The following is a 12,710-nucleotide window of genomic DNA, read 5'->3' on the forward strand; positions in this document are numbered from 1 at the left end:
ACGCACTGCAGTCTGTTAGTCATCATCCACTGTCGAGTTTTTAGCTGAGTGCTGAATGCGGTCTATGACAATCACTGCCGCTAATAATTGCGCTGTTAGTTTCGGCTCGTAAATATCCACGCCGTAAGTATCTGACCAGCTAAACCAGGATTTTGACACTTCGGCCAGTACCTTGCCGTTTTGACTGATTTTATATTCGTGTTGCCATAAATTACCGTGCATCTCCAGCTCACCGGCTGGGCCGCTAATAGTAAAACGGCTGGTCCAGAAGGGCCAAAAACATTTGCGTATCAACCACTCACTACCATCTGCACAGAGCAGGCGGCAGGCGGGCATGATGGTCAGGTACTTACGTTTGATTTTTAAAAGCTCAACACCACGGCTGTCAAACATCGTCTGACTGCTGGAGATACTGAAAAACTTGCCTTTGGCGCTAAAAGCCGCGTTGCCGTTTTCATCTTCAATAGTAAAGCTGTCGGTCAAGCTGAATATCTTTTGTTTGATTTTATATTTCATTGTTGCAGCTCCTGTCTTTCACATATGCCTTATGCTGCCTGAGTTTTTCCTTGGATCAAAGTCATAACATAATGATTTACAAAAAAGTGTGTGCTTTGGTGTTATGGGTATTTCTGCAGGCGCCTGGACTTTCGCTTTACTAAGCTCAACATCACATTGAAAACTTATAACTAAAAGTGCTAAGTTAGCTGCATGTTTTAATTATGTAGCCGCGCAGCTCCAAAGCTGAATAGATCACGGTTGCTGTAATGCACTGCTAAACAACAAGGAGAGTTCATTTGGAAATTGATGCAACGATGTTCGGTCAGTTTGTGGTCATATTTGCGCTAATTATGGGAGCTTTATGTTATTACCTGGGACGTCGTAAGACTCAAAATCCAGTTTTAGCCGGTTTACTTGGCGTAGTGTTATCTTTAATGCCGCTATTTGGCCTGATTTATCTGATAGTGTTGCTGTTTAAAAAAGATCTGAGTTCAACATCAGCAAGTGGATTAGATGCTGTTTAGCCTTGCAAGGCAGCGCTAACTACTTAAAGAGAACAGCGGATCATGGAAAAAAGTAACAAAACGCAAGGCAGTTCAAATGCTTCGTTGTTTTCATTTTTGCTTTTTGGTTTTGCATTTGACAAGTCAGCGCCGAAATCAAAAACATCCCTGGTCATGCTTTTGGTTTTTATGCTGTTATTTGGCGGTTTAGCTTTGTTTCTGGTTAAAAGGGCAGATGCTTAAAACTTTGCCTCAGTATCCACGTTCTTATGCAAAATACGCACAATTTCAATCTGTCCACTGCCACTATCTTTATAAAAAATCAGATGGCTGCCTTGTGGGAATTTGCGATAGCCTTGTTTGATGTAATCGCAGGTTTTCCCCGCCATTGGTGTTTTGGCCAACAGATGAAAAGCATCATCAAACTGCTTGATGTATAAATTGCGCTGCTGTTTTCCCCAACGTTGTTCCGTAAAGATAGCTATAGCTCTTAAGTCGGCCATAGCTTTCTGGCTCAGCACAAAAGCTTTCATTTACCGCTTTCATCCAGTTCCGCAAGAAATGTTTCGTAGTTATAGTCGGCAAGGCCACTTTGTTCGCCTTCAAGCAGCATTCGGCGCAACGTGTCCAGTTTGCTTTCAGAATCTTCAAGCATTCTAAGTCCGGCACGGACCACTTCGCTGGCAGAACCATAACGACCTGTCTGGATCTGCTCTGCTATAAAGTGATCAAAATGTTCACCCAAGCTAATACTGGTGTTTTTTGCCATCTGGCACCTCCGAAATACCAACAATTACCATATTTTGGTATTTGATTGGTAGAACGTCAAGCTAAGAACCGGCTTTAGCATCCTTGCTGTAAGCCTTCATTGACAAAGGTGTTATTCAGCCTTTGCCTGATGCCGCTGCCGTAGTACCTCAAGTACATCATGCAAAGCCAAGTCCTGACTTTTCAGCAATACCAGCAAGTGATAGATTAAATCTGCAGCTTCGTTTTTCAGCTCTTCTCTATCGCCTACAGTAGCGGCCAATGCGGTTTCTACCCCTTCTTCACCGACTTTTTGCGCTATACGTTTTACGCCTTTGGCAAATAGAGAGGCAGTGTAGCTGGAGCTTGGGTCGGCACCGTATCTGCTGTGGATCACTTGTTCCAGCTGATCTAAAAAGGCTAAGTCTGGCTGGTTGGCATCGCTTTCGTGCCAGCAACTTTCGGTGCCGACATGACAAGTGGGGCCAATAGGCAGGACTAAAGCCAGAATACTGTCGTGGTCGCAGTCTGCGGCCATGCTTTGTAATTTCAGCGTATGGCCTGAGCTTTCGCCTTTGGTCCATAAGCGGTTTTTACTGCGGCTAAAAAAAGTCACATCGCCGCTTTCCAGGCTTTTTTGTAAGGCTTCTTTGTTGGCAAAACCTTGCATCAGCACTTTGCCTGAGCGGGCATGTTGCACTATTACAGGTAATAGGCCATCACCTTTGCTGAAATCCAGCTGGTCCAGGTTGGTTAAATTCAGTTTCATGGCCTGATCTCCAGCTTACGTTCTAATAGAAATGCTTTTAGCTCTGGTATAGGAATAATGCCTTTGTGGAACACCGAAGCAGCTAAAGCGCCGTCTACATCGGCTTGTTCAAACACATCAGCAAAATGCTGCATAGCACCTGCGCCACCACTGGCGATCAGCGGCACTTTGCAGGAGTTTCGCATCAGTTGTAACTGAGTTAAGTCATAACCCTGGCGCACACCATCCTGATTCATACAGTTCAGTACTATTTCACCAGCGCCCAGCTCTTGAACCCGCTTTAACCAGTCAAGCGTTTGCCAGCGGGTTTTTTGGGTGCGGCTTTCATCGCCTGTGAACTGATAGACCTGATATTGACCTGTTTCTTTATCAAAAAAGCTGTCGATGCCTATGACCACACATTGCTGACCAAAGCTATGTTCCAGCTCGCTAATCAGTTCTGGTCGCGCCAGGGCAGGGCTATTCACAGAGATTTTATCTGCACCCATTTCCAGAATAAGACCGGCATCAGCGACAGATTTAATACCACCAGCGACACAAAACGGAATATCGATCACCTCTGCAATACGGCGTACCCAGCTCTTATCGACCACACGGCCATCGCTGGAGGCGGTGATATCGTAAAACACCAGCTCGTCTGCGCCTTGTTCGGCATAAGCTTTGGCCAGCGGTACTATATCGCCAATGATTTCGTGGTTACGAAACTGCACGCCTTTGACCACTTTGCCATCGCGCACATCTAAACAAGGGATTATGCGTCTTGCCAGCATTGGATTGCCTCCTCTGCAGTGAACTTACCTTCCAGCAAAGCCCGGCCTAAAATCACCCCGGCCACGCCAGTAGGTTTTAAAGCTTTGATATCGGCCAATGAGCCAACTCCACCAGAGGCTTGCCACTGAATTTGTGGGTACTTCTGCGTAAGCTCAGCATACAAAGCCACATTAGGGCCCTGCAAGGTACCGTCTTTACTGATATCGGTGCAAAGCACGTGCTTGGCGCCAGCTGCAATAAAACCATCCAGCACCTGCTCAAGGGTAATAGTCGACTCTTCAATCCAGCCGTGGCTTGGCAGAGTTTTGTCGCCTTTGGCATTAATAGCCACATCAAGCGCCAGAACTATTTTGTCGCCGCCATAAGTTCGCAGCCAGCCTTGCACTGTTTCTGGCTCACGAATAGCCACACTGCCTACCACCACACGGCTGGCACCAGCTGCTAGTAACTGCTCCACATCTGCTGCTGTGCGCACACCACCACCCACTTGGACTGGCAGAGGCGCGTTTTTCATTAAGGTCGTTAACAGCTCAAGCTGGCGGTCAGCGGCGTTTTTTGCCCCTGTTAAATCCACTAAATGCAAAATACCTGCACCAGCTTCGGCGTATAAGTCGCGCAGCTGCAATGGAGTTTGTTGATATTCAGTGGTTTTATCGTAGCTGCCCTGATAGAGCCGCACTGTTTTACCTTGTATCAAATCTATAGCCGGAATAATCACTTTTAATCCTGTAACGGCATCGCCGCATCAAAAAGGGGTAACAGCCAAAAGTTAACCGTTAAAATTCAACCTTTAAAAGCCAGAAAGTTCTGTAATAAACGAGCACCGACAGCACCTGAACGTTCAGGGTGGAACTGCGCACCTAGCTTATTGCCTTTGCCTATCACAGCGGCAAAATCACTACCGTAATTGCAGCGGGCTAAGGTGGTATCGGATGGCGCTACCGCAAAACTGTGGACAAAATACACATAGTCTTTTTCGCCTATGCCTTTGAGAAGCGGGTGATTTTTTGCACTATCTTCTACCTGCAAAGTATTCCAGCCCATATGAGGCAAACGTAAATCGCCGACTTGCATCCGTTTCACCTGACCTGGTATTAAACCTAAACAATCGACATCACCTTCTTCGCTGCGGTCAGTCAACAGCTGCATGCCTAAGCAAATGCCAAGGAGTGGCTGCTCTGCCTGTTGTAAGGTGGCAATTAAATCGCGTTCACGCAAATTCGCCATCGCCTGACGAGCCGCGCCAACGCCTGGTACTAATAAACGGCTGGCGTTTTTAATCACAGTTAAATCGCGGCTGACTTTAGCATCCACACCCAAGCGCTGGAAGGCACAATACACAGAGCTGATATTGGCGCAGCCTGTATCTACAATCACTAGCGACATTAAAGCACTCCTTTACTGCTTGGCAGAGCTTCACCTGATACTTTAATAGCCTGACCAAGTGCCCGGCCAAAGGCTTTAAATAAACCTTCGACCATATGGTGTTTATTGCCAGGGCTGACGGATAAATGCAGGGTCATCAGCATGGCATCACTTAAAGATCGGAAGAAGTGGTGCACCATCTCCAGGTTCATAGTGCCAACAGCACCCTGACCTAAATTAGCATCAAACTTCAGCAGCGGACGGCCGGATAAATCCAGCACACATTCAGCGCGGCATTCATCCATAGGTAAGACAAAACCAAAGCGGGTAATGCCTTTTTTATTGCCTAGAGCTTGTTTTAACGCCTGACCTAAAGCCAGAGCTGTATCTTCCACGCTGTGGTGATCATCTATGTGTAAGTCGCCTTTGACTTTGAGTTGCAGGCTAAAACCACCGTGGGTGGCAATTTGATCCAGCATATGGTCAAAAAAGCCAACGCCGGTTTCAATGACATTGCCGCCTTGCTGATCTAAATCGACGTTCACCTGAATATCAGTTTCGCGGGTGACACGATTGACGCTGCCTTTACGGCCTTTGCTTAACAGCTGTTTGGTGATTTCTTTCCAGCCTAACGTATCGCGGTCGTAACGGAACGAAGGCAGGCCCATATTTTCAGCCAGTTGCACGTCAGTTAAACGGTCGCCAATGACAAAAGAGTTGGTGAAATCCACTTTGCCTTGCTGCAGATAATCTTTCACTAACCCCAGCTTCGGCTTACGGCAGCTGCAGTTGTCTTTATCAAAGTGTGGGCAAATCAGAATATCGTCAAAACGAATGCCTTGCGAATTGAGCAGCTGCATCATTTTTTCCTGCGGCGCATCAAAGGTATCACGCGGAAAACTATTTGTGCCAAGGCCGTCCTGATTGGTCACCATCACCAGCGAATAACCAGCGGCCTGCAATTTGAGTAACGAAGGCACCAGATCGGGCTCGTACGCCAGTTTTTCCAGTGAATCCAGTTGTTTATCTACAGCAGGTTCTTCCACCATAGTGCCGTCACGGTCGATAAATAAAATAGCTTTGGCACTCATAAAGACTCCTGTTTTTCTGTAGTTATTTTGGTGGAATAAGACGACATAATCTGTTGTAACTGCGCTATTTCAGTGGCATTTCCAATGGACACCCGCACCACCTGACCTAAACCTAATTGGCTGGATTGGTTACGAATCAGCACACCTTGTTCTGCAATAAAACTCACCAGCGCCGCAGCATCAGGCACTGCCAGCAGCACGTAGTTGGCCTTGGACGGATAGACACGGCTTACATAACTCAGAGTCTTGGCAAAAGCACTAAAGCTGTCGCGTAAGCTGTTGATTTGCTCAACTGTGGCACGCATTTTTTGCTGGCCCTGGGCTGATAACGCCTGCACTGCAATTTCAGCCACAGGAGCTGGCACAGGGTAGGGCGCAATCATCTGACGCAAAGCTGCAATCACTGAAGGCTCAGCCAAAGTAAAACCACAACGCAGGCCTGCCAACGCAAAAGCTTTGGATAAAGTACGCAGTACCACTAAGTTGCTGTATTGGTTTAACAAACCAGCCACAGAAGCTTCTGGCGCAAACTCAATATAAGCTTCATCGACTACTACTAAAGCTTTGTCTTTATAAAACTCCAGTACCTCGACAATTTGCTCCCGAGGTATTAAATCGCCTGTTGGGTTATTGGGGCTACAAATAAACACCAGTTTTACATTGGCTTTTTGCGCAAATAAAGTCGGCAGATCTAAAGTTAAATCTTGGGTTAAAGGCACAATGTTGACATCCACCAGTTGGCTTTCTGCGCTGATTTTGTACATGCCATAAGTCGGCGGGCAAATGCTGATGGCATCTTGTCCTGGTTCACAGAAACTGCGAATTAACAGCTCAATCCCTTCATCAGCACCACGACTGGTCAGCACCTGATTGGTTTCTACACCAGCATAAGATGCATAAGCGCTAATTAAGTCCTTTGGCTGACAATCCGGGTATCTGTTGTATTGGCCTGAAAGTGTATAGTCTGTTGCCATAGAGTTTTCGTTGGCATTCAGCCAGACCGAGCCGCCGCTCATGCTTAAGCGGGCTGAAGCATAAGGCACCAGTTGTTGTACTTTTTGCCTGGCTAAAGAACTGATACGGCTCATGAACGATTTTCCTCTGAAATTTTTGCTGAAAGCTCAAGCGCTGCTAATCGAAAGGAGACGGCATTGGCGTGCGCATCTAATCCTTCGGCTTTGGCCAGTTTGACAATAGTTGGGCCTAAATCGCGCATACCATCTGCCGTTAAGGTCTGAACTGTGTAACGACGATAAAAGTCGGCCAGACTTAAACTGCTGTGATTACGGCTGTAGCCATAAGTGGGCAATACGTGGTTAGTACCACTGGCATAATCACCTGCCGATTCTGGCGTGTAAGGGCCAACAAAAATACTGGCAGCGTTGGTGAGTTTGCCAAGCAAGCCTTGATCGTCCGCCGTCTGAATAATTAAGTGTTCAGGCGCGTATTGGTTACTGACCAACGCCGCTGTCGCTAAATCCGGCGTTAAAATCAGTCTGCTGTTGGCAAGGGCTTTTTTCGCAATTTCAGCGCGTGGTAATAAAGCCGTCTGACGTTTTAACTCACTGATGGTATTGACCAGCAAAGCTTCGCTTGGGCTTACCAACACCACTTGTGAGTCCGGGCCGTGTTCGGCCTGGGATAATAAATCTGCCGCCACAAAGACCGGATTGGCGTTGTCGTCGGCAATCACCAGCACTTCAGAAGGGCCAGCAGGCATATCAATAGCGGCGCCTCGGGCATCCTGACTGACTTGCTGTTTTGCCTCGGTGACAAACCTGTTGCCAGGGCCAAAAATTTTATCCACTTTACCAATGGTTTCAGTGCCATAGGCCAAAGCAGCAACAGCCTGAGCACCACCTAAAGTATAAATCTCCGTAATGCCACAGAGTGATGCTGCATAAACAATCTCAGCGGCAATATCACCCGCTTCAGGCTGACCAGGAGGTGTGACTAACACCACACGACGGCAACCGGCCAGTTGAGCTGGCACACCCAGCATCAGTACAGTCGAAGGCAAAGGGGCGCTGCCACCTGGTACATACAAACCGACCTGATCCAAAGCGCTGTAATTCAGTTCACAGACCACACCGGGCTGAGTTTCAATGCGGATATTTTGTGGCAACTGAGCCGCATGAAAGGTGCGGATGTTACGGTACGCAATCTGAATGGCGGTTTTTAGCTCATCGGATAAAGAGGCGATTAAGCTTTGTTGTAGGTTCTCAGCCAAACGCAAAGGGTTGCTTTGCAGCTTGTCAAATTCGCGGCTAAAACGCAGCAAAGCTTTATCACCTTCAGTGCGCACAGCACGGATAATATCCCTCACAGTTTGTTTTAAGCTGTCGGATTCCTGCTGCAGCGGGCGCTCTAACAACGCCTGCTGCGCAGTTTTATCCAGTTGTTGCCAGTTGCTGATCGGATACAACATGCCTTACTCCATCATCTTTTCAATGGGTAATACAAGAATGGAGCTGGCACCTAAGCCTTTCAGTTGCTCCATGGTTTCCCAGAATAAAGTTTCGCTGCTGACCACATGCAAAGCCACTAAATCGTCATTGCCTGCTAATGGCAATAAGGTTGGGTTTTCGGCACCTGGCAGCAGAGCTATCACTTCCTGCAAACGAGCGCGTGGCGCGTGCAACATAATGTATTTGCTTTCATTGGCTTGCATCACACCCTGAATACGTGGCATCAGTTTTTTAATCAGTTTCAGTTGTTTCTCATCAGTTAAATCGCGGCGCTGGATCAGTACTGCTTTGGAGCGGTAAATCACTTCCACTTCTTTTAAACCATTGGCTTCTAAGGTGGCGCCTGTGGAGACTAAATCACAAATTGCATCGGCTAAACCTGCCCGTGGAGCCACTTCAACCGAACCTTTTAAATTGACGATACGGCAATTAACGCCGTTTTGCTTTAAGTAGCGGTTCAGTAAACGTGGGTAGGTAGTAGCTATAGTGCGGCCTTCTAAATCTTTGATCGACTGGTAATCTTCTTCCTGCGGCACAGCTATAGATAAGCGGCAGCCACCAAAATCGAGACGGGCCAGTACAGTGTAATCGTAAGTTTCGTTGTCCATTTGACGTTGCAAGGAGACTTCTTCCAGCACGTTTTCGCCAACAAAACCTAAGTCACAGACGCCATCCATCACTAAACCAGGAATATCGTCATCACGCACCCGCAGTAAGTCGATATCCATATTTTCAACATGAGCGATCAGGCGTTGTTCACGTAAGTTAATTTTTAAACCACAGCTGGTGAGCAGTGCCTGAGAGTCTTGCGACAGGCGGCCTGACTTCTGAATGGCGATGCGTAATCTGTTGGTAGTGACTGTCATGTTATTATTTCTCTCATAAAAGCTGGGGCTTATAAAAATCGTAAAACAAAAACCCCGGGATTTTAGCCCCGGGGTTCAGTTGGAATTGGTTTGCACTTTCTCCACCGCAGGCTGGTTATGACCTAGCCTCCAATGTCAACACGGACCGGCTAGTCGGATAAATGATGGTGATGATGCCAGTGGATGTTGATAAGCATGAAAGTGACTCCTCGTTAAGATGTATACAAGCTAACGGCTTTTTGTCATTCAGGCAACAGAATTTTTTGTTTCAGCTGTATTTTGTTTTGAAGCTGAAGTTTTGTTATCTTGCTGTTTTTATTTGATAATTTTGTTTTCTATACAATTATTTACGATAAAAAATGAATAAGTTATAAAAAAACAACTCTAACGAGTAGAGTGAAAAGTAATCAGGTTGTATAGATAAAGTTATTTGTGTCACTGCCGATAACAGGGCAGAGGAGGGGTTTATGGACGCTTTATTTCCCTATTTGTATCGACCACCAGGCACGCCAACTGAACAGCCTGGACCTATGATCGCGCCTGTGTTTAAAGATGCCAAAATCAGCGCTTATGAAAAAGAGGAAAAACGTTTCCTTATTTTACTTAAAGATCAGCAAAAAAAACGTCAGGACAGGCGCCGTCGTGACGACTATCCACCTGCACCTGAAACTACGCCTGAAGAAGAGCAGCATGTGGATGATGAAGGACACTTAGATATTTTTGTCTAGCCAAGGCATAATAGCGCAAATTCTTGCCGGGCCTTGTTTATGCTGTTGTCTGCTGTTTCATCCATTATCTCTGTCTTCTCTGACAGGCAGTTCACCCACTTATGCTAAAACAAGTGCAGCAGGCTTTTGCCGAACAAGGAGCTTTATCTAAAGCCATTGACGGTTTTAAAGCCCGTGAACCGCAAAAGCTGATGGCAGCTTCTGTGACCAAATCCATTGAAAACGGCAACGCTTTATTGGTAGAGGCGGGCACTGGTACAGGTAAAACCTACGCCTATTTAGTGCCTGCTTTGTTATCTGGCAAAAAGGTTATTTTATCCACTGGGACTAAAAACCTGCAGGAACAGCTGTATTTCCGTGATTTACCTACAGTATTAAAAGCTCTGGCTTTGCCGGTGGATACCTCTTTATTAAAAGGCCGCTCCAACTATTTGTGTTTATTTCGCTTAGATCAGCATTATCAGCATGTGCCTACGGCAGATGCGGCTGTGATCAATGATTTAAGTCTGATCAAAAAGTGGTCCAACGAAACCCAAAGTGGTGATATCGGCGAGCTGACTTATATAGCCGAAGACTCCAAAGCTTTACCTCTGGTGACCAGTACAGCAGACAACTGCCTCGGTAAAGACTGTCCATCCTACGAAGACTGTTATTTGCTGCGAGCCCGAAAGAAGGCGATGCAGGCCGATTTAGTGGTCGTGAACCACCATTTGTTTTTTGCCGATATGGCACTGAAAGACACTGGTTTTGGTGAGCTGCTGCCCAATATGGATGTAGTCATCTTTGATGAAGCCCACCAGATTCCGGATATCGCCAGTGAGTATTTTGGTGAGACCTTATCCAGCCGTACTTTGCTGGAGCTCTGTAAAGAGCTGGAACTGATTTGTAAAACCGAATTGCGTGACCATCCACAGTTAAGTAAAACAGCAGACAAGCTGGCGACTTTAGTGCGGGATTGGCGCTTGCTGTGGTCAGATGAACCTGAACGCGGCAACTGGCGTGACAGTAGTAAAAGGCCTGATGTGCAACTGGCACTCACCCGGGTGTCTGAAGCCATGGGCATGTTGTATCAGGTACTGAAAGGCAGTTTAGGTCGCAACGAAGTAGTGGATCACTGTTTTGAACGGCTGGCTTTGGCGAAAACTCAGTTGGAAAAACTGCAGGATGTCAGCAAAACCGGCGTCAGTTTTTGGTATGAAACCACCAGACAACATATTAGTCTGCATTTAACGCCTTTGAGTATTGCCGATAAATTCCGTGAGCTGGTGTTTGCAGAAAAACGCAGCTGGATTTTTACCTCAGCTACCTTGTCGGTTGATCAGGGTTTTGCCCACTATATTGAACAAATGGGCTTGCAGCAGGCGGACACTTTGTTGCTCGACAGTCCTTTTGATTACGAACAACAAGCCATGTTGCTGGTGCCTCGTTATTTACCTGAACCCAATGATGCCCGTATGGGTAAAGCGCTGCTAAAATTGGCGGTGCCTTTAATTGAAGCCAATCAGGGCCGTTGTTTTTTCCTGTTCACAAGCCATCGTATGCTGCAATGGATGGCCAATGAGCTGCCACAGCATTTGTCTTTGCCTGTGCTGGTGCAGGGCACTACCAGTAAACGTTTATTACTGGAACAATTTGTTGAAACCAAACATGCGGTGTTACTCGGCACCGGCAGTTTCTGGGAAGGCGTGGATGTAAGGGGTGATACTTTAAGCTGCGTCATTATCGACAAACTGCCTTTTGCATCGCCTGACGATCCTTTATTGCAGGCGCGTAACGAAGATTGTCAGATGAAAGGGCTGGATCCTTTTGCTTTAGTGCAATTACCACAAGCTGTGATCACGTTAAAACAAGGCGTTGGCCGTTTAATCCGTGACGTGTCAGACCGTGGTGTGTTGGTGATTTGTGATAACAGATTAGTGACCCGGCCTTATGGCTCGGTATTTTTAAAAAGCTTACCGCCGATGCGTCGCAGCCGGGATCTGAGCGCTGCGATAAAGTTTTTAGAAGATTTACCTAAATAATATACTCTTCGTACTTGAAGCTGCAGCTTTGTTGCCTGCGTGCTCTCGCCCCAGTCACATAGGACTACTATGCTCCTGGGGTCTCACGCACTTGTCGCCTCCCTGCAATTCCAATTACTTTGAGTCGATAAACAAAAATGTAGAAAGGAGTAGCCTGTTGAAATTACTGGCATTAGATACCTCAACCGAAGCTTGTTCAGTGGCTTTAACTGTCGATGGCAAAATTCTGACTCTGGACGAAGTTTGTCCGCAGCAACACAGCAAACGTATTTTGCCTATGGTGCAGCAGCTATTGTCTGAAGCTGGCTTAACTTTGCAGCAACTGGATGGTCTGGTATTTGGCAAAGGCCCTGGTAGTTTTACCGGTGTGCGTATTGGTGTGGGTGTATGTCAGGGTTTAGCTTTTGGCGCTGAACTTCCAGTTTATGGTGTATCAACCCTGGCTGCTATGGCACAAGCTGCACACAGACACCATCAGGCCCATCAGGTGGTTGCTGCTATAGATGCACGAATGAATGAAGTCTATCTGGCCAGTTTTCAGTTAGATGATCAGGGCCTGATGCAGGCGCTAAGCACTGAAATAGCGGCTAAACCCACTGCTTTGCCAGCACCTGTATTAAAAGGCCATATTTGCGCTGTAGGAACGGGCTGGCAAACCTATCCACAACAGCTGGAAGACTGGCACAAAACTGGCAATAGCGGATCAGAGGATCTTGCTGTGGTTCATCTTAGCCCTGTGATTCTGTACCCTTCAGCGCAGGATATGTTGAGTCTGGCGGCAATTCCGTTCCGGCAGGGGCAATTTATTGCCGCAGAACTGGCAGAACCTACTTATGTGCGCGATGAGGTCACCTGGCAGAAATTGCCCGGTAGGTAAACCCGT

16 protein-coding genes are annotated in these 12,710 nt (G+C 46.9%); 5 read left to right on the plus strand and 11 right to left on the minus strand.

What is annotated here, in order from left to right; translation table 11 throughout:
* Positions 1 to 15: 15 nt before the first annotated feature.
* Positions 16 to 516, minus strand: coding sequence for an LURP-one-related/scramblase family protein (locus OM978_RS06040; RefSeq protein WP_264345984.1), 501 nt, complete (start codon positions 514 to 516; stop codon positions 16 to 18).
* 278 nt (positions 517 to 794) lie between these two features.
* Between OM978_RS06040 and OM978_RS06045 the strand changes: the two genes are divergently transcribed.
* Entirely contained in the window at positions 795 to 1,022 is a 228-nt protein-coding gene (locus OM978_RS06045) for a glycosyltransferase 87 family protein (protein WP_264345985.1), read from the plus strand.
* A 42-nt stretch (positions 1,023 to 1,064) separates the two neighbouring features.
* Positions 1,065 to 1,244, plus strand: coding sequence for a hypothetical protein (locus tag OM978_RS06050; RefSeq protein WP_264345986.1), 180 nt, complete (start codon positions 1,065 to 1,067; stop codon positions 1,242 to 1,244).
* Here OM978_RS06050 and OM978_RS06055 read toward each other — a convergent pair.
* From OM978_RS06055 to hisG, 10 genes are all read right to left on the minus strand, one after another.
* Positions 1,241 to 1,534: a type II toxin-antitoxin system RelE/ParE family toxin gene (locus OM978_RS06055; protein ID WP_264345987.1), complete on the minus strand. Its 294-nt coding sequence runs from the start codon at positions 1,532 to 1,534 to the stop codon at positions 1,241 to 1,243. The genes OM978_RS06050 and OM978_RS06055 overlap by 4 nt on opposite strands.
* Positions 1,531 to 1,770 (minus strand): type II toxin-antitoxin system ParD family antitoxin, encoded by a 240-nt coding sequence (locus OM978_RS06060; RefSeq protein ID WP_264345988.1) that lies wholly within the window; start codon positions 1,768 to 1,770, stop codon positions 1,531 to 1,533. Before OM978_RS06060 ends, OM978_RS06055 begins: the two co-directional genes overlap by 4 nt.
* Before the next feature lie 111 nt (positions 1,771 to 1,881).
* Entirely contained in the window at positions 1,882 to 2,517 is a 636-nt protein-coding gene (hisIE, locus tag OM978_RS06065; protein ID WP_264345989.1) for a bifunctional phosphoribosyl-AMP cyclohydrolase/phosphoribosyl-ATP diphosphatase HisIE, read from the minus strand.
* The gene (gene hisF / locus OM978_RS06070) at positions 2,514 to 3,287 is read right to left on the minus strand and encodes an imidazole glycerol phosphate synthase subunit HisF (protein WP_264345990.1); all 774 of its coding nucleotides are present in this window, start codon (positions 3,285 to 3,287) and stop codon (positions 2,514 to 2,516) included. The genes hisIE and hisF overlap by 4 nt, the downstream gene beginning before the upstream one ends.
* Positions 3,269 to 4,006: a 1-(5-phosphoribosyl)-5-[(5-phosphoribosylamino)methylideneamino]imidazole-4-carboxamide isomerase gene (gene hisA / locus OM978_RS06075; RefSeq protein ID WP_264345991.1), complete on the minus strand. Its 738-nt coding sequence runs from the start codon at positions 4,004 to 4,006 to the stop codon at positions 3,269 to 3,271. Before hisA ends, hisF begins: the two co-directional genes overlap by 19 nt.
* 65 nt (positions 4,007 to 4,071) lie before the next feature.
* A complete protein-coding gene (gene hisH / locus OM978_RS06080; RefSeq protein ID WP_264345992.1) occupies positions 4,072 to 4,674 on the minus strand; it encodes an imidazole glycerol phosphate synthase subunit HisH in 603 nt (200 codons plus the stop codon).
* On the minus strand, positions 4,674 to 5,744 hold the full coding sequence (gene hisB, locus OM978_RS06085; RefSeq protein ID WP_264345993.1) for a bifunctional histidinol-phosphatase/imidazoleglycerol-phosphate dehydratase HisB: 1,071 nt from the start codon (positions 5,742 to 5,744) through the stop codon (positions 4,674 to 4,676). Before hisB ends, hisH begins: the two co-directional genes overlap by 1 nt.
* Positions 5,741 to 6,832, minus strand: coding sequence for a histidinol-phosphate transaminase (gene hisC / locus OM978_RS06090; protein ID WP_264345994.1), 1,092 nt, complete (start codon positions 6,830 to 6,832; stop codon positions 5,741 to 5,743). Before hisC ends, hisB begins: the two co-directional genes overlap by 4 nt.
* The gene (gene hisD, locus OM978_RS06095) at positions 6,829 to 8,172 is read right to left on the minus strand and encodes a histidinol dehydrogenase (RefSeq protein ID WP_264345995.1); all 1,344 of its coding nucleotides are present in this window, start codon (positions 8,170 to 8,172) and stop codon (positions 6,829 to 6,831) included. Before hisD ends, hisC begins: the two co-directional genes overlap by 4 nt.
* Before the next feature lie 3 nt (positions 8,173 to 8,175).
* Positions 8,176 to 9,078, minus strand: a complete 903-nt coding sequence (gene hisG / locus OM978_RS06100) for an ATP phosphoribosyltransferase (RefSeq protein ID WP_264345996.1) — start codon at positions 9,076 to 9,078, stop codon at positions 8,176 to 8,178.
* A 467-nt stretch (positions 9,079 to 9,545) separates the two neighbouring features.
* Between hisG and OM978_RS06105 the strand changes: the two genes are divergently transcribed.
* The 3 genes from OM978_RS06105 (at position 9,546) to tsaB (ending at position 12,704) form a co-directional block, all read left to right on the plus strand.
* Positions 9,546 to 9,806, plus strand: a complete 261-nt coding sequence (locus tag OM978_RS06105) for a hypothetical protein (RefSeq protein ID WP_264345997.1) — start codon at positions 9,546 to 9,548, stop codon at positions 9,804 to 9,806.
* A 101-nt stretch (positions 9,807 to 9,907) separates the two neighbouring features.
* Entirely contained in the window at positions 9,908 to 11,827 is a 1,920-nt protein-coding gene (locus tag OM978_RS06110; protein WP_264345998.1) for an ATP-dependent DNA helicase, read from the plus strand.
* Between the two features lie 157 nt (positions 11,828 to 11,984).
* On the plus strand, positions 11,985 to 12,704 hold the full coding sequence (gene tsaB, locus OM978_RS06115) for a tRNA (adenosine(37)-N6)-threonylcarbamoyltransferase complex dimerization subunit type 1 TsaB (RefSeq protein ID WP_264345999.1): 720 nt from the start codon (positions 11,985 to 11,987) through the stop codon (positions 12,702 to 12,704).
* Positions 12,705 to 12,710 lie beyond the last annotated feature (6 nt).

The organism is Rheinheimera sp. MM224, from assembly GCF_947090785.1.
Lineage (GTDB): Bacteria > Pseudomonadota > Gammaproteobacteria > Enterobacterales > Alteromonadaceae > Pararheinheimera.

Excerpts from the sequence above, each read along its gene's own strand:
- OM978_RS06040 (WP_264345984.1), bottom strand. The coding sequence starts at position 516 with ATGAAATATAAAATCAAACAAAAGATATTCAGCTTGACCGACAGCTTT.
- OM978_RS06050 (WP_264345986.1), top strand. The coding sequence starts at position 1,065 with ATGGAAAAAAGTAACAAAACGCAAGGCAGTTCAAATGCTTCGTTGTTT.
- OM978_RS06055 (WP_264345987.1), bottom strand. The coding sequence starts at position 1,534 with ATGAAAGCTTTTGTGCTGAGCCAGAAAGCTATGGCCGACTTAAGAGCT.
- OM978_RS06060 (WP_264345988.1), bottom strand. The coding sequence starts at position 1,770 with ATGGCAAAAAACACCAGTATTAGCTTGGGTGAACATTTTGATCACTTT.
- hisIE (WP_264345989.1), bottom strand. The coding sequence starts at position 2,517 with ATGAAACTGAATTTAACCAACCTGGACCAGCTGGATTTCAGCAAAGGT.
- hisF (WP_264345990.1), bottom strand. The coding sequence starts at position 3,287 with ATGCTGGCAAGACGCATAATCCCTTGTTTAGATGTGCGCGATGGCAAA.
- hisH (WP_264345992.1), bottom strand. The coding sequence starts at position 4,674 with ATGTCGCTAGTGATTGTAGATACAGGCTGCGCCAATATCAGCTCTGTG.
- hisB (WP_264345993.1), bottom strand. The coding sequence starts at position 5,744 with ATGAGTGCCAAAGCTATTTTATTTATCGACCGTGACGGCACTATGGTG.
- hisC (WP_264345994.1), bottom strand. The coding sequence starts at position 6,832 with ATGAGCCGTATCAGTTCTTTAGCCAGGCAAAAAGTACAACAACTGGTG.
- hisD (WP_264345995.1), bottom strand. The coding sequence starts at position 8,172 with ATGTTGTATCCGATCAGCAACTGGCAACAACTGGATAAAACTGCGCAG.
- hisG (WP_264345996.1), bottom strand. The coding sequence starts at position 9,078 with ATGACAGTCACTACCAACAGATTACGCATCGCCATTCAGAAGTCAGGC.
- OM978_RS06105 (WP_264345997.1), top strand. The coding sequence starts at position 9,546 with ATGGACGCTTTATTTCCCTATTTGTATCGACCACCAGGCACGCCAACT.
- OM978_RS06110 (WP_264345998.1), top strand. The coding sequence starts at position 9,908 with ATGCTAAAACAAGTGCAGCAGGCTTTTGCCGAACAAGGAGCTTTATCT.